Annotated in this window: 22 protein-coding genes; 5 read left to right on the top strand and 17 right to left on the bottom strand. The window is 35.8% G+C overall.

All coding sequences use genetic code 11. The features are described from left to right. Positions 1-140: 140 nt before the first annotated feature. From JOD14_RS04695 to JOD14_RS04655, 9 genes are all read right to left on the bottom strand, one after another. Entirely contained in the window at positions 141-458 is a 318-nt protein-coding gene (locus tag JOD14_RS04695) for a PTS lactose/cellobiose transporter subunit IIA (RefSeq protein WP_204653662.1), read from the bottom strand. A 19-nt stretch (positions 459-477) separates the two neighbouring features. After that, positions 478-798: a PTS sugar transporter subunit IIB gene (locus JOD14_RS04690; RefSeq protein ID WP_204653660.1), complete on the bottom strand. Its 321-nt coding sequence runs from the start codon at positions 796-798 to the stop codon at positions 478-480. A gap of 142 nt (positions 799-940) precedes the next feature. Next, on the bottom strand, positions 941-1381 hold the full coding sequence (locus JOD14_RS04685; RefSeq protein WP_204653658.1) for a DUF3284 domain-containing protein: 441 nt from the start codon (positions 1379-1381) through the stop codon (positions 941-943). Next, entirely contained in the window at positions 1371-1562 is a 192-nt protein-coding gene (locus tag JOD14_RS04680; RefSeq protein WP_204653657.1) for a hypothetical protein, read from the bottom strand. Before JOD14_RS04680 ends, JOD14_RS04685 begins: the two co-directional genes overlap by 11 nt. Before the next feature lie 19 nt (positions 1563-1581). After that, positions 1582-1794 (bottom strand): hypothetical protein, encoded by a 213-nt coding sequence (locus JOD14_RS04675; RefSeq protein ID WP_204653656.1) that lies wholly within the window; start codon positions 1792-1794, stop codon positions 1582-1584. A gap of 72 nt (positions 1795-1866) precedes the next feature. Further along, positions 1867-3249, bottom strand: a complete 1383-nt coding sequence (locus JOD14_RS04670) for a PTS sugar transporter subunit IIC (RefSeq protein WP_204653655.1) — start codon at positions 3247-3249, stop codon at positions 1867-1869. A 548-nt stretch (positions 3250-3797) separates the two neighbouring features. Next, entirely contained in the window at positions 3798-6515 is a 2718-nt protein-coding gene (locus JOD14_RS04665) for a sigma-54-dependent transcriptional regulator (RefSeq protein WP_204653654.1), read from the bottom strand. A gap of 27 nt (positions 6516-6542) precedes the next feature. Beyond that, the gene (locus tag JOD14_RS04660; RefSeq protein WP_204653653.1) at positions 6543-7838 is read right to left on the bottom strand and encodes a DEAD/DEAH box helicase; all 1296 of its coding nucleotides are present in this window, start codon (positions 7836-7838) and stop codon (positions 6543-6545) included. A gap of 8 nt (positions 7839-7846) precedes the next feature. Then, positions 7847-8857: a Gfo/Idh/MocA family protein gene (locus tag JOD14_RS04655; protein WP_204653652.1), complete on the bottom strand. Its 1011-nt coding sequence runs from the start codon at positions 8855-8857 to the stop codon at positions 7847-7849. Positions 8858-9207: 350 nt separating this feature from the next. Between JOD14_RS04655 and JOD14_RS04650 the strand changes: the two genes are divergently transcribed. The 3 genes from JOD14_RS04650 (at position 9208) to JOD14_RS04640 (ending at position 12208) form a co-directional block, all read left to right on the top strand. After that, entirely contained in the window at positions 9208-9567 is a 360-nt protein-coding gene (locus JOD14_RS04650; protein ID WP_204653651.1) for a DUF4828 domain-containing protein, read from the top strand. A gap of 79 nt (positions 9568-9646) precedes the next feature. Beyond that, positions 9647-10957 (top strand): serine hydrolase, encoded by a 1311-nt coding sequence (locus tag JOD14_RS04645; RefSeq protein ID WP_204653649.1) that lies wholly within the window; start codon positions 9647-9649, stop codon positions 10955-10957. 54 nt (positions 10958-11011) lie between these two features. Beyond that, complete coding sequence (locus JOD14_RS04640; protein ID WP_239576081.1) at positions 11012-12208, top strand: YdcF family protein; 1197 nt, start codon at positions 11012-11014, stop codon at positions 12206-12208. A 131-nt stretch (positions 12209-12339) separates the two neighbouring features. Here JOD14_RS04640 and JOD14_RS04635 read toward each other — a convergent pair whose 3' ends face one another. Both JOD14_RS04635 and JOD14_RS04630 read right to left on the bottom strand, forming a co-directional pair. Continuing rightward, complete coding sequence (locus JOD14_RS04635; RefSeq protein WP_204653647.1) at positions 12340-12846, bottom strand: HD domain-containing protein; 507 nt, start codon at positions 12844-12846, stop codon at positions 12340-12342. 109 nt (positions 12847-12955) lie between these two features. Beyond that, the gene (locus JOD14_RS04630) at positions 12956-13735 is read right to left on the bottom strand and encodes a TrmH family RNA methyltransferase (protein ID WP_204653645.1); all 780 of its coding nucleotides are present in this window, start codon (positions 13733-13735) and stop codon (positions 12956-12958) included. 94 nt (positions 13736-13829) lie between these two features. Between JOD14_RS04630 and JOD14_RS04625 the strand changes: the two genes are divergently transcribed. Continuing rightward, positions 13830-14102 (top strand): acylphosphatase, encoded by a 273-nt coding sequence (locus JOD14_RS04625; RefSeq protein ID WP_204653643.1) that lies wholly within the window; start codon positions 13830-13832, stop codon positions 14100-14102. Positions 14103-14211: 109 nt separating this feature from the next. Next, positions 14212-15156, top strand: a complete 945-nt coding sequence (gene yidC, locus JOD14_RS04620; RefSeq protein WP_204653641.1) for a membrane protein insertase YidC — start codon at positions 14212-14214, stop codon at positions 15154-15156. A gap of 39 nt (positions 15157-15195) precedes the next feature. Here the strand turns inward: yidC and JOD14_RS04615 are convergent, their stop codons facing one another. The 6 genes from JOD14_RS04615 to JOD14_RS04590 form a co-directional block, all read right to left on the bottom strand. Then, positions 15196-16194, bottom strand: a complete 999-nt coding sequence (locus tag JOD14_RS04615; RefSeq protein WP_204653640.1) for a sugar kinase — start codon at positions 16192-16194, stop codon at positions 15196-15198. Positions 16195-16204: 10 nt separating this feature from the next. Then, entirely contained in the window at positions 16205-16951 is a 747-nt protein-coding gene (dagF, locus tag JOD14_RS04610; RefSeq protein ID WP_204653638.1) for a 2-dehydro-3-deoxy-phosphogluconate aldolase, read from the bottom strand. Between the two features lie 4 nt (positions 16952-16955). Continuing rightward, the gene (locus JOD14_RS04605) at positions 16956-18071 is read right to left on the bottom strand and encodes a DgaE family pyridoxal phosphate-dependent ammonia lyase (protein ID WP_204653636.1); all 1116 of its coding nucleotides are present in this window, start codon (positions 18069-18071) and stop codon (positions 16956-16958) included. Next, the gene (locus tag JOD14_RS04600; RefSeq protein WP_204653634.1) at positions 18055-19167 is read right to left on the bottom strand and encodes an amidohydrolase/deacetylase family metallohydrolase; all 1113 of its coding nucleotides are present in this window, start codon (positions 19165-19167) and stop codon (positions 18055-18057) included. The genes JOD14_RS04605 and JOD14_RS04600 overlap by 17 nt, the downstream gene beginning before the upstream one ends. Positions 19168-19175: 8 nt before the next feature. After that, complete coding sequence (locus JOD14_RS04595) at positions 19176-20264, bottom strand: DUF871 domain-containing protein (protein WP_204653632.1); 1089 nt, start codon at positions 20262-20264, stop codon at positions 19176-19178. A gap of 383 nt (positions 20265-20647) precedes the next feature. Beyond that, a complete protein-coding gene (locus JOD14_RS04590; RefSeq protein ID WP_204653631.1) occupies positions 20648-21352 on the bottom strand; it encodes a GntR family transcriptional regulator in 705 nt (234 codons plus the stop codon). Positions 21353-21396: the final 44 nt, after the last annotated feature.

The raw sequence follows: 21396 nt of genomic DNA, 5'->3' as shown, positions 1-21396 counted from the left end.
AAAGGTCATCCTCTGCGCGAGCACTCTTCGTTTTTAACATTTTTTTGAAAAGTAAATTATCTGAATATTCTTATTTTATTTACGCACCATTAGTGTTAAAAACTAATTAAATTCCTGTGGTTTTTAGGAATCTTAAAGCGTTATTTCTCGTCAATTTTCCGATAAACATCCACGAGTTCTTTCGCTAAATCAGTAAAAGCAATTGACGTCATTAGGTGATCTTGCGCATGAACCGTTAGTAAAGTGACTGTCATATGATCGCCTTGTGCTTCTTGCGTTAAAAGCCCCGTTTGTGAATGATGTGCTTCCACTAAAGAAGCGCTTGCATCTTTAAGTTTTTGATCGGCTAGTTCAAAATTGCCCTCTTTCGCTGCTGCAATTGCCTCCATTGCATCACTTTTAGCATTCCCACCGTACATAATCAAACCCATGATTGACTCTATATTTTTTTCTTCCACTTTTGTTCCCCCTATTTTTTTAAGCATCCATTAAACTTTCAGCTTGTTCTAGAACTTTTGCACCATTCATCATCCCGTAGTCTGTCATATTGATAACATCTAATGGGATACCTTTTGATGCTAATTTTTTTTCAAATTGCGCTTTCATAAAGCGAACTTGAGGTCCTAATAGTAATACATCCACTGGTTTTGATTCCAAGTGTTGATCAGCTTCTGAAGCTGATACCGCAAAAATATCTGCTTCAACGCCTCTTTCTTCCGCTGCCTTTTGCATTTTTGTTACAAGTAAACTTGTACTCATTCCTGCAGAACAAACTAACATAATCGTTTTCTTTGCCATTTTATTCACCTCACACTATTTATTCTTACACTTTATTATTAAGCAAGTACTGTGCCAACTTTTTACACAAGTAAATTCCTTGTTAATTCAACGTTTCTCAGCGTTTTTTTAAATTACACACTAAAAAGAAAAAGAATACACACTAATTTTGTGTATATTCTTCTCTAGATAAATAGGTACTTTCAATCCTAGCCAACATCGCTTTGAATTGCTTTTTCTTAAAATAACCTAAAATAATTCCTACCAATAAATCATTCACTTGTTGAATGATGCCTACAGATTCCATCGTTTCTTGGTAAGCGATTTGGCAGCTATTTTCATCAAGCTCTGAAATTTGATACACGACTTTAAAAATATTTTTATTCGTCGATGTTTTAAAATGATAACATCTATCTTTATTGACTCTTTCTATTTTTATCTTTGCTTGGTCTTTATTTGCAAAAGTCTTAATGTATTCAAATCCTTCAAGTTCTTTTTCTTTTAAGTTTTTATTTGTCGCTTGTGCAATATCATAAAGGGCCGAGTCAATTACTTTTTTATAGAAGAAAGGAGCAGGTACATTTAAACGACTTTTAATTTCCATCAACTGTCTTCCTCCTTTGTTTTTCACTTATTCTCCACTTTAAAATCAAGCCACTACCTAAGAAAATACCCATGAGCGCTATCCCTATCAAGGGCCAATTATAAAAACCACGAAGCGCATCACAACTATTTAAAAACAAAATAAGGCTTAACGAAATAATGAGTAAACCATTCTTTAACATATTTTTCCTGCTTTCTTGTTTAAACAACATTAAAATAAAGAACTTTTCCCCAATCCGTTCCTTTAATCGCATCTTTCGCTTTTCGGACTGCTTGTTCTTTTTCCCCAGTAATCTTAAAAATCAATTGAATGCCTTTTTTTTCTTTAAAAGAAAAGGTGACGCCTTCTTCTTCAATCCCTTCGAGTAACATTTTGATATTTTCTTGTTGCATTGCGGAATTAACTGTAATCATTCTTATAACCTCTTTCCTTTTTATTTACGATCGAACGCAGCGTTTGGCTGCATTCGATCACTTTTTTTCTATTTATTCTTCTTCTGCTACTTGAACGCGGTTTGCTGCAATAATAAATGGTGCCCAAATAACTAAGGCTACTGCTAAATTAATTAACGTCAAAACAATCGCGCGCCAGTCACCACCAGTTGCTAAAAACCCACTAATAATCGTTGGCATTACCCAAATAACGTTGACAACTACTGGTGAAACAAAACCTAAAATGGTGGCAAAATATGCAATTGTGGCCGTTGCTAGTGGCGCTAAGATAAACGGAATCATAAACAACGGATTTAAGACAATTGGTAAACCAAACATGATTGGTTCATTAATATTAAAAATACCTGGTGCCAGTGCTAACTTACCAATTGTTTTATGGTCTGCTCGTTTAGAAAATATCACAATCGCAATTAATAACATCAAAGTGACCCCTGCACCACCGGGCCATACAAACGCTTCAAATGAACCGGCAACCCATTTATAAGGAATTTGTTCTCCCATTTGAAAAGCATTTGTATTATCAACCATTGCCGTTCCATAAATTGTCTGCAATACCGGCCCCATTATATTCGTTCCATGAAGCCCAAAGAACCATAGTACGTGAACAAGCAATACTATAATAAAGACTGCCCCATAACCTTGTGATAAGCCAATGAGTGGTTTTTGGATGGTCTCAGAAATCCAGTCGATTAATGGCATACCTACGAATTTTTGGAATAAGAAGTAAATCGTACCCGAAACATACAATCCTGTAACTCCTGGAATAATTGCCGCAAAAGCTTTTGAAACTGCTGGCGGTACTGAATCTGGCATTTTAATAACAATATTTTTTTGAATCATTTTTGCAAAAATAATAGTCGAAATAAACCCGAAAATCATAGCTGTAAATAAGCCCGTTCCACCCATGTATGCACTAAACGGGAAATACCCCCAACCACCAGCCGTTACTTTATTATCTGCAATTGTCCAACCAGCATCTGTTATTAATTTTGCTGAATCACTTGATAAAACTTCAGCCAATGTAACGGTAATTTTTGCTGATTGCGGCATCCCCATAATAAAAGCAGATAATGAAACAATCGCCCCTGATAATGGATCAACATGATAAGCTTTTGCTAAGTTGTAACCCAAAGATGCGGAAAAGACAACCGCCATCACTGCTAATGTTCCCGTCCAAACTAACCCGTTAACTCCAATAAGTGGTTGGAAAAATTTTGTAATTACATTATCAGCCCCTAAGTAAGTATTGGGAAAATCACGAACAAAAGCATTTAATAACGTTGCCATCGCTCCAGCCATCGTCACCGGCATTAAGCAAATAAACGCGTCTCTAAGAGCAACCAAGTGTTTTTCTGATCCAATCTTTGCTGCAATCGGTAGTACATATTTTTCTAACCATCTTGTTAAAGCTTCCATTTTATTCCTCCTCATTTTTCACCCCGCTTAACAAACTTTGATAACATTATGATGTTTTTAAGCGGGATTCACCCTTTTTGTGACACTTCAATGTCCTGAAATTACTTCTTTCACCATTCACACTTTTAGCTGTGCAAAAACTTTCTTACGATTTTCTTACCATCGTCTGTCATATTAATAACAGCAAATAGCGAATTTAATGCTGCCAATTATGCTTCAGTTTGTGCGTTCATAAAGTGAATTGAATAGTAAAACAGTCACCGCCTTTGATTGCGTATGTTAATCTGTTTTTGAAGCGGATGCCGTAACGTTTTTTAACACTTCTTTTGTTTTTCGTAGTTTCCCTGTTTTTCCTCCCAATAAATTTTTACTCATACTAACAGAACAAATCAACACGGTTGTTTCTTTCTCCTTTTTCACCTCCATTTATTTCAGACACTAATCTATAAGCAAGTTATGTGCCAAAACAAAAAAACTTTGAAAGCCCTTTTACAAAAAGGGTTCCAAAGTTTTTTTAAGTCGTACACACTATTTTAAACCTACGCACACTAAGAAAAAGTGTGCGACTCAATCACTGTATTCACCCGATTTTCAAGTAACATCTGAGTTAAATAAGCCACTTCGTCTTTAGATATCCGAATTTGATAATTTTTTTCTAAAGTCATTAAGCCAGTTCGAACTAAATCATTTTCTAGGCGATACTTACGTGTAAATTCTGTTAAATTAGGAAACGATTTCCGTTCCTCACCTTTTAGAATACTTTCAACAAGGAACGCCAAGTGAATAACTAAACCTGATTCGACACTAGCATCTACAATTACGTGAAGCTGATTTTGAATTTGATGAACGATTCTTTGAAGATCTTCAATCAACAATTCCAGGGAAGGAACATACGTAATCGTACTTGCTAAAGATTTTACGATGACCTCAGTTGGTAAGCTATCGTTTGTTAATTTTTTTAGTAGATTAAGCTTTTCATCATCAAAAATATCATAGGCAGAAAAAAATGGAATATTTTGATATTCAACTTCAACGGTGCCCGCAATTGCTTTAATTTCATATTCATCTAGCAAACTATCGATATGCTTTTTAAAAGTTTCCCGTTCAATAAATTGCATTTGAAGGACTTCGACTTTACTTTGATCTACAATCGGTACAATTCTTTGATACAATTTGGCTGCCACACCTTCGCCGGTAAAGCAAGTCACAATAATTGCTTTTTTAAGTTCTGAATTGTTTTTATTTTTTCTAAATTGATCGCGAACAACCGCTTCAAAAGAGACTTGAATATTCAAATAGATGTCTTCTAAACTTCTCCCCATATCAGCCATTCGTAAAGCTTCAAGCACAATCATCGTACTCGTCATCGAAATCGCTTTGGTTCGAATGCCTGTTTCTTCATAAATTAAATGGGCAAACGAGTTCAACGAGCCCATATCGGTTAATAGCAGTAGACCTTGTTCATATTTTTCGAAATTTGCTTGAACGTGGCCGAGTACTTCAGCATACATTGCTTTTACCTCGATGTCTAAATCCATATTCATCGCAAGGCCTGTAGTTGTTCCAAGTAGATCTTGAGCCGTTTCCAATATACTACTTGCGGTTGATTTTCCGTGCATGAGTACAATTACGCCTACTTTATCAATGGCTGAACTTTCTTCATTACCTGCATCAATCGATAGAAACATACTAATAAAACCAATTTCATCAAAAGGAATTTCAACGTCTTGTTCCTCTTCAATAATTGATGATAAGTCCATTGCTACTTGAAATTCTGCCCTTAAGTTTTTTCGGACAGCATTTAAATTAGGATGAACAATCATATGATCTTCGGCAACACGTTCGAGGGTACTTTGCAGATGTAAGGCAAAAGCAAACCGAATCTTTTCATTATATTTCCGTTGCAACTCTTCTTCTGCAATATCATACAAACGATTCGTTAATTGCCAAATATCAGCGGGGATCAATTCTTTATGAATCGGAGACTGAACAAGTTCTTCCACATAAGTTTCAAAAAAAGCATCCACATCTCGCGAGATTAATTTTTCCAAATCAATTTTAGGCACACCTGTTTCACTTAAAGTCGAAACTTTTTCCTCAATGGTATTATAAACTTGCATATTTCTTTCAGGATCTTGCGACCAAACAACTTCTTTAGCTCCTGGATCAAAGCTTAAATACTCGCTTTTTCCTTCCAAAAAATAATCTAAACGTTCAGATACCTCTTTTACTTTTAACAATCCTTTTTGAACTTGTAAAGAACAATCTTCTCTACGAACAATTAAGTGCGGGTGGTCCTGTGTGCGATAATGCAAGAAAGCTTTTGCACAGACTAATTTCAAGTCTCGCTTTATTTGACCAATATTGGCTTCAGCATCATAAAGCATAAACGCAATAATTGCTTCTTTTTCTACCTGGATCCTTTGATTTAAGCGATTTGCTTCTTGTTTAATAAACAGTGAAATCACATGATAGCGTTCGTCTAGTGATCGGTTAGCTAAATTAGGTAGCGTAATTGACATTGGAATCCGCCGATTAAAGGTTGTTAAAAAACGATCAGAAGATTCTGTTGTTGCACCAATAATCTGAACGGACGCTTCAAATGTTTGACCACTTTCTCCTAATGGACGATAGGTGCCTTTATCGATGAATGTAAACAACATCTCCTGACCTTCTGGTGGCAATCGATGGATCTCATCCAAAAATAAAATCCCGCCATCAGCCTTCGTAATTAATCCTGGACTATCTTCATTTGCACCAGTATACGCTCCTTTTCGAACACCAAAGATATGGGCAAATAAAAGTTGTGGATTTTGTGCATAATCAGCACAGTTAAATGAAATAAACGGAGCATTGGCTTTTAAGGTTTTTGAAGAAACAGCAAAATGGTACATACATTCGGCAAACATTGATTTCCCCGTCCCGGTTTCACCAAAAATAATGGTGTGTAAGCCTTTTGGTGGGTACAAGATTGCAGCCTTGGCTTGCTGGATACTTATCTTTAATGAATCTTGCGCCCCAACTAATGTCTCAAAAGAAACAACTGACGAATTATCAACATGCACTTCAGAAGAATTTGAAGAAGGGATGTTATAAACAACTGGACGACCTTCGCCCTTTTCAATTCTTCCTTCTTTAAACAACTCATTTAAATAGCGACTAACATTGCTTCGGTCAATATCTAGATTTTCTGCAATGTCATTGGCGGTTAACCCTTTGTGATGTTTTTCAATCATTTTTAATATTTCAGTTTTTCTTGAATTCATCTTTTCTCCTCAACCAAACTTTACTATTTAAGCCTTTACTTTCTTGCGAGCACCTTTATTTTTTTGATTTTTTTGTTTATTTTTAGACTTCTTTTTAGGTTCTTTTTTCAAATTAATTTCTTCAGTTTGGGACAATCGATTTTTATTTGTTTTTGTTGATTTTTGAGAAATTTCCTTTTTTTCTTTACTAAAAGTTGATTTTTCTTTCGGTGTTGTACTAAATTGCCCTTCATACAAAAAGATTTCTTTTAAAGGAAACTCTAAATCGCGCGTTAACTTCTTCAAGTCTTTTATCGTTTGGTCTTGAACAATTGTAATAACCGTTCCTGTTGCGCCCATTCTTCCAATTCGCCCCGCTCGATGAATATAACTTTCTTTGGTCATTGGTACTTCTACGTTAATCACATAAGGAATCGCTGCTAAATCGAGGCCTCTTGAAGCTAAATCTGTTGTCAATAATTCCTTTAACTCTTGTTTTTTAAATTTTGACAAAGCTAGTTTTCTTAACTCTTTCGTCTGATCCGATGCTAACGAGGCAACTGGGACTTGATGATAAAGAAGTTTTTCTTCCGTAATTCCAAGTTCAGTTAACTGATTAAAGAAAACAAAGGCTTGAAACTCTTTTATATGGCTCATTCGTCTTAGCGCATCGACGACTTGGCGCTTGGGGTATTGTAAGAAATAATGAGTAACTTGATCATTTGTTTGTGTTATTTTTGTAACATCGTGTAGTTCAAAATCCGTTCCAACAATCTTTTGAATCGCTGGTAGTGCAACTTCGGCTGTCGCTGAAAAAAAGCTAAATTGAGCAGTATTTGATACTTGGCGTAAAATTTCTGAAATGAATTCTACCGTTCCTTTTTGTAATAATTGATCTGCTTCGTCTAAAATAAGGTGATCAGCTGAATGGATTTTTAACTTTTTTTGTTTGATTAATTCCAAAATTCGACCAGGCGTTCCCACAATAACTTCAGGTTTCTCTTTTAAACGTTCGATTTGGCGTTTTATATTTGCGCCACCTATTAATGACTGAACCGTTAATTGTAAATCTTTCCCCCAATCGCGCGCAACTTCGGCGACTTGAATCCCTAATTCTTGTGAAGAAGTAAAAACAATCAATTGCAAACCTGCCTTAGGTTTAACTTTTAACAAGCTTGGCCACAAATACGCGAGCGTTTTCCCAGATCCTGTAGGTGATATGCCCACCACATTTTTTTGATTAGTTATTGGTGAAAACACCACCTCTTGAATGGGGCTACTCGTTGTAAAGCCATGCTCTTGGCATTTATTTTGCCAATTTATTGGTAATTGTTCTAAAATCATCGGCGTTCCTATTCCTTTTCTTTATCTGCTGCAAAAATAATATCTGCTTGCATTCTCATTTCATATAATACATCACTTACGACTTGTGCTAATTCTAACCATTTTTCATAATTTTTTTGATTTTCTGGTAAAGTAGGATTTAAGATGACTTGTGCAAAATCGCTCGCTTCTTCTACCATTGGATTTTCTTCAACAGTTAAAGCCAAATTTTCTTGTCTTTGTTCAAGGCGATGGTGGATAGCGACTTGGCTAATCGAATTAATCCCATCTAAAACAAACGTTTCCTCAGTGGTGTAGATTTCAGAAGGTAAAAAAGCATCGCCAATTTTACCATGTTGAATCGTCACATCGAAGTTCGCATAGCGTAAAATAGCCGTTCCAATTCCATCTACTCCGGTTGCAACTTTACGAGCAAAATGATGGACACTATGGGGTTTGCCAAAAAATGCGACCGCCGCGTAGACTGGATAGACACCTAAATCGGCTAAAGAACCTCCTGAAAATTTCAAAGAAAAAATATTGGGTTCTTCTCCAGCTAAAACAGCATCATAGCGTGAGGAATATTTCATAAAAGTAAAATTAGCACCGATTACTTCACCTGCATTGGATAACAAATTTGTGACCTTGCCAAAATTGGCTTCATGTATGTTACGAGCAGCTTCAAAAAAGTGTACCTTTTGTTTTTTTGCCAGTGATATAATTTCCTTGGTTTGTTCTGGATTTGAAAAAGCTGGTTTTTCAACAATCACATTTTTTCCTGCTAGAATCGCTGCTTTTGCTTGTTCGAAGTGCAAACTATTTGGAGAAGCGATATAAATGGTATCAATTTCAGGAGAATTCATAAACTCCGTAAAATTATTTGTGTAGCTGATTTGTCCTTCATAGCGTTGCCCAAATGCTTGTGCTGTTTCTAATTTTCTTGAATAAACGGCCTGCAAACGATATTGTTTCGTTGCTAACGCGGCTTCTACGAACTGATGCGTAATCCAATTTGTTCCAATAATCCCTAATTGAATCATTTTACATTCCTTCTTTCTTCGTTTTTATGTTTTCTTTCTTGCAGTTATCGATATTACGAAAAAATCATTTAGCTAAAAAGCACTCCCCTGATTTCTCTTTCCTTTAAATAATCAAATAAGACTTCAAATAACTAGATAGAAATTACTTAAGATTTAATCTTGAAATAATGTTACTAAGATAAAGTGTATCATAATTTTAAGAAAACAGTTGAAAAAAAGGTGGATTAATTTGTATTTATTAACCCGATTTCCTAAAAAAAACCAAATACCTGCCCATAGTTTTAAAAAAGCAGCTATGTTAAAATAGAGTTGTTAAAAAAACAAAATACATAGATAAGGAGGCACTTCAGTTGAAAAAAAAGCTTCTAATTATCGGAGCAATGGCCTCAGTTACGACGGCTATCGTTGGTTCTGTCGCTCTACGAAAACGAAAAGAAAAGGGACTTGAGCAAAATAACCCTTTTATTGGTACGTGGACCTATAAAAATTGTTTGAAACATTCTAAAACAATCACAATTACAAATGGCTTGGAGTTATTTATTAATCAAGTCAAGCTAGATGTTCAAATCCAAAAAGAATTAACCGATTGCTTAGTTTATATTGATCAATTTGGATATGAAATCGCCTTTGAACAAAATAACGGGCGATTCTACTTTAGTGATGAAACAGAAGAAACAACTTACGAACTGTTAAAAATTCATGCTATCTAATTTTTAACTTCAAAAACAAACCCCTCATTATAATTAAATGATAGTGAAGGATAAAAAATAGAAAAGAGATTTTATTTCAATGAAAAAAAAACAAAGTATTCTACTCGTCCTTTTTATTTTATTTAGCGGGTTGTTGGGCGCGATTGTCCAAGCAGACTCTCAAGCAGCAACTGAATCTTTCGAAATCCAAGCTCACGCAGCACTTGCCATTGACGTTGATAGTGGTAAAATCTTATACGCGAAAAATGCCGACGAGCAAGTTGGTATCGCCTCAATTACTAAAATTATTGGATTGTATTTAGTTCAAAAAGCGGTTGCTCAAGGAGATTTAACTTGGCAAGAACCTGTTGAAATTTCTTTAGAGGTTGCAAAACTCAGTCAGTCACCCGAACTTTCAAACGTGCCGTTAGAAGCAGGGCATTTTTACAGTGTTAAAGAATTGTTTGACTCCGCTGCGATTCAATCCGCAAATGCATCGATGGTTGCTTTAGCAGAAAAAATTGCTGGAAGTGAAGCCGCTTTTGTTGATCAAATGAAAGAACAACTTAAAATTTGGGGAATCCAAGATCCTTTTTTAGTCAATAGTTCCGGCTTAAATAATGAAGACCTGATTGGTGATTTGTATCCTGGTTCCAGTGATACCGATGAAAATAAACTTTCAGCTAAAGCAGTTGCCATTATTGCACGTCACTTGATTCAAGACTACCCGGAATACTTAGAAGTAGCTTCTATCCCTAGTCAAGTTTTTGGTGAATCTTCGCCTAATCCAACGACTATGTATAACACGAACTGGATGCTCCCGGGTTTTTTATACGAAAATCAAGGAGTCGTTGGCTTGAAGACTGGTACAACCGACTTCGCAGGGGCTTGTTTTGTCAGTGTTTTTGAACAAGATGGCCATACTTTTATCACAGTGATTTTAAATGCCGATCAAACGCTTGCAGATCCTGGAGCAAGGTTTGTCGAGACCCAAAAACTTTTTGAATATATAGCGAGCAATTGGCGTTTTGAGTCGCTCGCTTTGAACAATGAATCTGTTCCTAAGCTAGATTCCCTACCTGTCTTCCATGGGAAACAAGGTTTTGTTTCGATTAAAACAAAACAAACGGTTCAAATTTGGGTGCCAACTAAAACAACCAATAACGAACTAACTTACAAAGTCGCACTTGAGGACGCCTTGATTAATTCGCGTGGAAAACTTGTTGCACCACTTACCGAAGACGAAATCATAGGGACGCTTACCTTATCTTCTTCAAACGACTTACTTGGTTATTTAGAACCTGCTGATGAGCAACAAAATGCCGTAGAGGTCGTCACAACTGAGGCTGTCAAAAAAACCAACTTTTTCATCCGCATTATCCAATCTATTTTTCAACTATTCGAAAAATAGCAATCATTTCATTGTTTTACTATTTTAGTATCCATAAAAATAGGAGGTATCCCTTTGCTTTCACTTATCGTTTTTTGTTTTTTTCTCTTGTTTTTTTATCGCTTTGTTTTCAAACAAAAAACAAGCAATCGTACACATTTAATCTTCTTAAGTTTACTTTGGTTTAGCCTATCCATTAGCAGTACTTTAATTTTAATTGAAGCCCTACATCATTCATACTTTTTTCTTGTTCCTTTATCCTTCTTTATTCTTTTTTACTTTTTTTATCGACAGAAAAAAGCACAATTAATCAATGGTATGTGGTTCAATTTATTTTTAGCTTCCTTTTTCATTTACTTAATTTATCACATGGTCTTAACAAAATCATGGATTGGTACTATTTTTATTATTGCGTTAGGACTACTTGGTATTTTATATGCATTCTTTGGATCTTTGAGTCTAATTTTACTTTTGTATTGGAATGCAATCATTGTTTGGCGTCGTGAAAGATTTGCTTTAGGAAATTTATTGACTTTGATTTTGGCTCTTTTTTTAACTTTTTTGTTGATCTATAACCATTTTATCGTAGAAATTCTCCCAGAGTGGTTAGCTATTTTATTTGCTTTTGTCCCGCTCTCGTTTTCCTATTTTGCCATTGTTTTTCTAAATTTCTTAACTATTTCACTAATCTATCAATTAAACCAGCCACCTTTTAAGCAAGACTTTATTATCGTTTTAGGTGCGGGATTGTTAAACGGTGAGAAAGTGACTCCTCTACTTGCAAGTAGAGTCGATCGTGCACTTGAATTTTATTCACACCAAAAAAAACAAGCTGAAAAAGGGCCTAAATTAATATTTTCTGGCGGTCAAGGACCTGATGAAAAAATATCTGAAGCACAAGCTATGAAAAATTACGCCTTACAAAAAGGGATTCCTGAAGAAGATATTATTTTAGAAGATCAATCAACAACGACTTTCGAAAACATGAAATTTTCCAAACAAATCATTTCAAAGAGCCAAATCGCTCAGCCGAAAACTATTTTTAGTTCGAATAATTACCATATTTTTCGAGCAGCGATTTTCGCTCAAATGAACCAATTAAACGCAGACGGTATCGCGGCAAAAACTGCTCGATACTTCTTGCCGAATGCCTTTTTGCGAGAATTTATCGCAATGGTTACTATGAATAAAAAAAGACATCTTGTTTTCTTGCTTTGCCTTTCCTTTTGTCTTGCAATCTTAGCTTTTGTTAGCCATATCAATGTTTATTAATGCTTAATGACAACAACTTGGAAGAGGACTACTGTTCTTTTTTCATGTAAGGCTTGAAAACTGGTCTAAAAAACTAAAAAGAAGATCGCTACTTAATTAAATGAGTAGAGGATCTTCTTTTTGGTCATTTATTAAACGATCGATTGATTTCTTAAAACAAGTTGCTGCCAGCGTATTTTCAAACGACCGACAACTGGACCAGTTGCTTCTTTAATTGCACAATACTTATCAACCATTGTAACAATGTAACTTTCTTTATAGCGTGGAAAAGCAATCGTTGCTCCCCACATGTGTTTAATAATAATATCACGTTCTAAATCAGATAGCTCCGTAATTTTTTCTGCATTTTTCACAGCAATTCTTGGATGCATATAAGCGTGAGAACCTTCATCAAACTTTGTCGTTCGCCAATCATAAAAAAACAAATCATGGAGCAAGCCCGCTCTAGCAATTGCTCGTGCATCCCCATTTACTTTTTTTGCTAATTTGTAACTATAATACGATACGCTAATTGAATGATCTAGACGTGTCGAATGATAATGTTGTACAAAACCAGATAAACTTTGGACTTCTTCGGTTACGAGTAAATCTTCTACATAGGATAAATATTCCGCGTCTTTTTTCCATTGTTTTGTCATAAGTGTGATTCGTCACCTCTAATTAATTTGGGTAGTGCTCATTTAATATGAAGTATAGCACCTTTCAAAGAATTGTCGATAAAAGTTTGCTTGTTTATCAACTTTTTAATCATTTCTTTAAAGAATCCGCACTAACGAAATGATACATTAAAATTCCCCCCGCAACGCCGACATTCAAAGATTCAGCTTTTCCATAGATTGGAATATACAAGTTTTGTTTTGTTAAACGTAAAATTTCTGTTTGCACACCTTGCCCTTCGTTCCCCAAAATGATTGCGGTTTTTGCTTGAATCGGAACGCTCGTATACGTAACAGCCTCTTTGCTTAATTCTGTTCCATAAACTGCATAATCATTCTCTTTTAGCTGTGCAATAAAGTGGCTCAATTCCCCACTTAAAATAGGGAGATGGTAGTTACTACCTTGCATGCTTCGCAAAACCTTCGTGCTATAAATATCCGCTGAGCCTAAACCCAAAAAGACTCCTTGAAATCCCGCCGCATCGGCCGTTCGAATGAGTGTACCTACATTACCTGGATCTTGTACTTGGTCTAATAATAACCATTTCCCAGTAATTTGCGCAGGATATTCTTCTTTTTTGCAGACAACAGCAAGCACTCCTTGTGGTGTTGGCAATTCTGAAACACTCTTTAAAACTTCTTCAGAAACAAGTACGATTTTGACATCAAATTTAGCAAACCATTCAAAATGACTTTCATAAGTTCGTCGTTCGACCAAAATAACTTCGACTTTGGCTTGATGTAATAATGCCTCCTCTACCAAATGAAAACCTTCCAAGAGATACTTTCCTTCGCGATCGCGGTATTTTTTTTGATGGAGTTTTTTTAAATTTTTAATTAATTGATTTTTTACTGATAAAATTTCATCCATATCATCACCCGAAAAGATTATAACATGAACTCTAGAAGATAACTTGTCCAATTATAAAAAAAAAGCTATTATAAGAAAAAGGAGATGACTTTTCATGAAAAAAATTCGAATGAATGTCGCTGGACGCGTACAAGGTGTTGGTTTTCGTTTTATGACAAAAATGATAGCTGATGAGTTAGGTATTACTGGTTTTGCTCGGAACGAAGACGATGGCTCGGTTACAATTGAAGCAGTCGGACCAGAAGAAAAAATCAATCTTTTTATTCAGAAAGTAAAAGCCTCCCCCTCTCCTTATGGTCGGGTAAACCAATTTGAAATCGAAGAAGACTTTCAGATTAAAGAAACGTCACGATTTATCGCTTTATGAAACCATCCGTTTGTAAAGCAAGAAGAGATTTGCTTTGGGTCATTGAAAACGAACCTTTTTTTTAGTATAGTAATTCTTGAGTCAATTTAAATAGAAAAGGAAGAATTCAATGAAAAATTTCAAGAAATGGTTAATGGGCTCCGGCCTTTTAGTAGTTTTACTAACTTTATCTGGCTGCGTTAGCCGCTTAGCCGATGGATCACCAAACCCGGAAGGTCTTATCTATCGCTTTATGATTTCGCCTTTAGGAAACGTTTTAACCCATATTGCGAAAGAATGGCATTTCGGTTACGGTTGGGCAATTATTGTTATTACGATTATTGTACGACTAATTATTTTACCTTTAGGCATCCATCAATCGCACAAAGCAATGGTACAATCAGAAAAAATGCAATATTTAAAACCGCAAGTTGAAATTGCTCAGGCAAATGCTAAAAAAGCGCAAACACGTGAAGAACAAGTTCAAGCACAACTTGAAATGCAAAAAATCTATAAAGAAAACAATGTCTCCATGTTTGGTGGAATTGGTTGCTTGCCTCTACTTTTACAAATGCCTGTTTTTACTGCTTTATTTTATACCGCTCGATATACACCCGGGATAGATTCAGCAACATTTTATGGGATTAACTTAGGACAGAGTAGTTTAATTCTCGTTATCATTGCGGGTGTCGCTTATGCTTTACAAGGTTACATTTCTTTAATTGGTGTACCTGAAGAGCAAAAAAAGACGATGAAAAGCATGTTAATCGTTTCTCCATTGATGATTGTGATGATGTCATTTTCTTCTCCAGCAGGTGTTACCCTTTACTGGGTTGTTGGTGGTATTATTGGTTGTGTGCAAACATTTATCACGAACGTTTTAATGAAACCTCGCATTAAACGGAAAATCGATTTAGAAATGAAAGAAAATCCACCAAAAATTGTCGTAACAGCAAGAGAAGAGGTTACTCCAAGTGTCGCAGAAACAAAAACGCTAAATTCAAAACAAAATGAGCAAAAAAATAATCGCCCGCATCAAGGCCGTAATGCCGGAAAACAACAGAAGCGAAGATAAAAAAACATCTGGGAGAGTTTTAATTCTCCCAGATGTTTTTTATCTTACTAAATCTTGTTCTGGCTGGTTTAATGAACGAAAAATTTGAGCTCTAGTTGTTAGTGGATAGTCCCCTTGAATTGTATGCGCCAAAATCGCATTCGCTACAGAAAATTCAACTGTCTCGTTTAACGACCAAGACTCTAAATAACCTAAAATGACGCCTGCTGCAAATGCATCCCCCGTACCAATCCGATCTAAAGTTGTCAATGGGCGTTTACTTGTTTCAAGCACTTCCGATTGGGTAATCAAATAGCCTTTCATCCATTTTTGATTCTCTTCATACTCGCGTTTGGTACCTGCAAACCATTCAATCTGGTATTCTTTCAGAAATTTTTGAATCAAAACTTCATCCACTAAATCGCTTTTTTCATAACCGAGTAACGTTCTCAAATCATAAGCCGAACCAAAAACAACCTGACAATATGGTAAAAGAGCCTCATAATACATTCTTAATTGTTGCTTTTTTTCAGGTTCTTCATTTAAACTTGAGCGAAAATTGAAATCAAAACAGACTTTTTTCCCTCTTTCAGAAGCTTCTTTCGCTAATTTGATTGCCGTTTGAGCCACTTGAGGAGTTAAACTGAAACAAATGACACAGATATGTAGCAAATCCAAGTCCGCTAAAAACAGCGACCGCGCATAGGTTTCTTTCTTGGTTAAACTAAAGGCACTATTTAATCGATTTTGATAAGTAACTTCCGTTGGACGCAGACCATAGCCCATTTCAGCAAAGTAAGAACCTAGATGTTGGCCACTTTTTATAATAAAATTTGTTTCAATACCTAACCCGCGAATTTTGGCTAGTGCTGCATCACCTAGCCGGTTGTCAGGCACAGCGGTTAACAAAGTCGCTTCCAGATCAAAGTGCGCTAAGTTCGCTAATAAATTGACGCCCGTGCCTGTATACCATATTCGGAGCGAGTCTGTTTGTTCCAACAACAGATATTCTGGCGGTGTCAAGCGTAACATGACCTCGCCAAAAGCACCAACTTTCATACATTTCCTCCTAAATTTCACTCAATATTTTTTTAGAAAGCGCGAATAATTGTTTGACTTGTGTTGGACGCGTATCGCCGGTGAGTGGGTCAATAATCGAGCTATAAATATGTGGGATAACTTGTTTGACTCCTGCTTTTAGCGCAATCTGAATAATTTCAGCAAAATTTTCTAAATCAATTCCACCAGTTGGCTCTAAAATAAAATTCTCCTTCGCGCAGGCTTTTGCTACTGCCTGATACTCTTCTTTACAAGCTAAGCCGTTCATTGGGAAAAATTTAACAGAACTCGCCCCCATGTCTTTTAATAACTGAATGGCTGCTTTAATTGGGATCTTGGCTATTGGACCTGTGCTACTTAATGGACCTGTCGCTATATTAACATAGCCGACTTCGCCTGTTGGTGAAATTAGTCCGTTGACAATCGTTTCATTTTGCCCTAAAAGAGCCCGCGTGATTCCAACACCAGTAAAAACTTGATTTACGTGTTGGGGTTGTATTTCTTTTGCTAAACGTGAGACCATTTGGCTTTGGTTTGGATCACCAGCTCCTAGACCAATTGACAAGGCATTTCTTGTTGCCTTTTGGTATTCTTTCATTGCTTTTATTGCTTCTTCATCTGTTGCATAATTTTTCGACAACACGCCTAAAACAATATGCCCTTCCGCTGCATGATAACATTCGATTGCATTTTCAACAGAGTTTGCTAACACATTTAAACAAATTTTATTTTCAAGATAATTTGGGGTTTGAAGCATTTATTTACTCTCCTTTTTTATTATTTTCATTAAAAATCAGCTTAAATGCTTTAAGAATTTTAGCCATTTCTTCCTCTTTTAGAGCGCGAATATCAAATTCAATTATGCCATTATTTGCTTGGTATTCCCTCGTATAAATTGCCGGATTTTGACTTTTTAACGCAGTGATAACTTGATGTGCATTCCTCTTTCCTTTTATCAAAACACTGGCGCGGTAAATATCACGACCTGCCCCATCGCGGACAATCTTTGCTGATAAATTTTCAAATTGATTTAACTGGTCAACAAAAGGGATTAAGCGGGCTTGCATTTCAGCACCGCTTTCCTTTGACTCTTTTAAATAATCTTCGATGGCTTGGGTAAAACCAAGAATATTCTCTTTGCCAATTTTCATCGCTCGGCCAATTCCTTGACTTTGTAAAGCTACCCAATCCATATATTCCTTTCGACCAATGACAAGCCCTGCACTTGGCCCTTCGATTGCCTTTGCACCTGAATAAATGACTAAGTCCGCTCCTAATTGATAATAAGTTATTAAATCTTCTTCAGCCGCTGCATCAACAATCAAGGGGAGTTGGTATTTTTTAGCGATTTCGGCTGCTTCTTTTACACTTAGCATGCTCTTTTGCACCGTATGATGACTTTTTATATATAAAATCGCAGCCGTTTGATCGGTGATAAGCATTTCTAAGTGCATCGGTGTACAAAGATTTGCGTAACCAGCTTCCACAACTTTCCCTCCACCTTGCGCAACCATTACTTCGACTGGTGTACCATAATCAACATTATGGCCTTTGGGTAAAAGAATTGCTCGTTTGGTAATTTTCTCTGAATAAGGATGGTAGACATGATACAAACTCCCTTGTCCTATAACTGCTGCGACTGACTGAGCAATCCCGGCTGATGCACAAGAAACAATTTGAGCTGCTTCTACTTGCAATAAATTAGCAATGAAGGCGCCCGTCTCTTTAACCAATGAGTCCATTTCAAAAAAATGCTCGCCTCCAAAACGTTGTGCCGCTAAAACATTTTCACTCACTGTTGAAACACCTAATATCGTCATTTTGCCTGACGCATTGATGACTTCTTTTAAATGAAATTTCTCATGATTCACAGTCATAAATATTGCCTCCAATAATTGTTTTTAATGGCTTCATTTGTTCAGATATTATTCGCTGATTGCCATTGGAATCAATTAACATTTTAGGTTCTTTTAAAAATTCAAATAAAGTAAAATCAGCATCAAAATGAAGTTTTATCGCTCCTTTTTGCTTTAAATGAAAGCTTTTTGCTGGCGTCTTAGTTACTGCGGTCAAAATTTCTGACCAAGAATAACCGATAGCATGCATTTTTTCCATTGTTGTTGCTAAATCATAAACAGGGCCAAATTGACGATTACGGATATAAATATCACTGCTAATAGAATGAACTTTCAACTGCTCTTTGAAAGCTGTTTCAGCTACAAAAAAATTAAAACTATCCGTTCCATGACCGAGATCAAAGAGGATTCCTTGTCTATAAGCATGAAATACAAACGGCTTTATTTTCTTAGTCTTTTGATCCAATATACCATTATCTTTGCCATTAAAACAATGTGTTAAAATATCCCCTGGGTCCATTAAATTTAAAATTTCTTCTAGATTCGGTGGGGCTGAACCAATGTGAATCATCAAAGGCAAATTTTCATTTTCTTTTTGAATTTTTTTGGCTAATTGTAAAGGTACAATGCCGTTTTTGCCAATAACGGTTCGACTCAATCGTGCTTTTAATCCGACAATAAAATCTGGATAAGTTTTTAGTTTTTCTTTCACTAATTCTGCCTGGATTTTCGTTAAGTCTGCCAATTCATCTTGGGCGATAATACCCCATTTCGAGATATTTAGTAAAGCATAGACATTTGTTTTGGCTTTTTTAGCATATTCATAAAATTTCCCAATATTATTTGCACCGGTTGTCCCAGCGTCAATAACTGTTGTGACCCCTTTTTTCACTCCAATTTCATCCGGATAGTCATAATACAAAGACATTTCTTCAAAACAATGGACGTGATCATCAATCCATCCTGCACTCAGATATTGATTTGGTTCGATAATCAACATTTTTTTACTTTTTTCAGTAATATTCGATTGTATGGCGGTAATTTTCCCTGCTTGGATACCAATATCAAAAGGGGAACCATCTATTTCCTTTGCATTTTTGATTACTAAATCAAACATTTTAACGCCTACTTTTCTTCAAATTTAAACTTCGACCATGGTTGAATAAATGGAAGCAAAATCAATTCTTCTTCCAAAATTTGGCCAATTTTATTTTTTCGAAAGTCACGATGTGGATGTAAAACAATTTGAAGTTCATTTTTATACTTACCGAAATGATCATTTCCAACTACAATATCTCCAACTTGAAATTCAATGGTTGAATCATGGGGAGGATTATTATAAGTCTTGTATTTTTGGCGAACAGCTGTTGAACGAATGACTTGCTCAGTAATATCTCCTCGACGGTAGTGTTGCTCGTTTAAGACGATTTGTTTTTCTACTTCGTTCGCTTCATCAACAAAAGATACGCGAAAAATAGTTTGATAGCGATTCACATGACCGAGTGCCCGTAACTCTGCTTCTGAAGCATAGGCATTTCCGATAATCACATCGTCAATTAAATTCGTCGCAAATAAATGTTTGGCTGCAACTTCCACAGCCAAATGGCGATGCATTTCCAAAGTCGGTAACCCATCATTAATATCCCATGGGCCAATTGTGCCTATTTGTGAGGTGATAAAAGCGGCTGTGCGAATACCTTCCTTTTTAAAACGCTGGCTACATCGTTCGAAAAAAGTATAAGGTAAAGCCGTTCCTTCTTGGGGATAAAAATTGTGACAACCATATAAGAATGGTCGGTTGGCTTGATAGGTCAAAATATTATCTAAATAAGCCACGTCATTGCTCATATTTAGCTCAATCGCCAAACCAAAAGAATTATAAGTGAGCATTGCTTCTTTACTACCGTCAAAACCTAAATCGAGACGAATCCCATCTGCCCCAAGTTCATGAAAAAAAGTTAAATCATTGTACGATATATTCAGTTGATCAAAAACAGCTGGTGCAACATCTAAAATCGTTTCATAGCCTAATTTTTTGGCAAATGAAATTAAATCTTTAAACTTCGCTTGAACGGCTTCTGCCCCTTTGGAAACTTCTAGCATGCTCATAAAAATCCGTTTAAATCCATATTTTTGTGCTAACGTTAAATACTCTTTGTCGGCCAATGGATCGCTATGATCAGGATAAACCGAAACACCTAACTCTCTTTTCATTGTTGCCTCCTATTTTGCTTAATGGTTCCTTTTTATTTCGTTACTTCAAGTATTGCTTTTTTTAATTATCTATTAAATATACGAAAAAAGAAGTGGTTCTAACAGAAGGACGGATTTCTTATCAGCGCGACTTCTTTTTTCGGTATAACCAGTTTACAACTATTTTAGACGAATGTTTGCTCCAAATTGATTAGCAAATAATGTATTTTTTTTCAATCGCTTCAACAAAACAATTCATGTCCCTCGCACTTAAGTAATAACATTATAATCTTTATAAACGGATAATAACACAGATATTTTTCATTGTAAATATTTTTTGACCATTCTATTTCAAAAACCAAAAAACTCTGACAACAATAAAGTCAGAGTCTTTTGGCTTTTGGTTAAACTTCATAAGTAATTCGATAAGGGTGCTGATTTGTGTTGTAAATTGCTTCAGAATACTCTATCATGTCGCCTGCTGCACTCTTCGAACGTCGAATACGTTTCATACCGATTGTTTCCGTTGTCTGTAAAATTAATTGCTCTTTTTTTGATAAAGCTATTGCAGTAAAATCATCTGAAAAGTCAGAGATAATAAAATCTTTTTGCATCAATAAACGGTATAAAGACTCTTCTAAAAAAGCGGCTTCTTTAATTTCTGCCATCTTGATTGGTAAGTAATGACAAAAATAAATATAAGGTGTTTCATCTAAATAATATAGACGCTCAAAACAAACCACTTGTTTCCCAAAAATCGGATACAAATAATCATCTTTTGCTAAATCAACAACTTTTAAATCAAGAATTTCTTTGCGAATCGTATGGTCAGAGTTTATTAGCACTTGCGTAAAGCTTTCTGCTCTTGATAGACGATTATATGGTCGGTTACTTAGAACGGTTGTGCCACGCCCACTCTTTTTTTCAACATATTCGTCCGTTGCAAGTAGTTCAATGGCTTTGCGAATCGTGATTTTACTAACTTTAAACAATTCTTCTAATTCATTTTCAGTTGGCAACATCGAACCTACAGGATATTTACCAGAAAAAATATCTTTCCTAAGTTGTTCAGCGACCTCCAAATATAGCAATACACGTACTTTTTTCACAGACTCCCCCTCCTCGCATTTTTGTTTTATTGTGGCTAGTTATC

It is taken from the genome of Enterococcus lemanii, assembly GCF_016909125.1.
Taxonomy (GTDB): Bacteria; Bacillota; Bacilli; order Lactobacillales; family Enterococcaceae; genus Enterococcus_I; species Enterococcus_I lemanii.
Note: the sequence above shows the minus strand (reverse complement) of the source record. Positions and strands in the feature narration are given on the sequence as shown.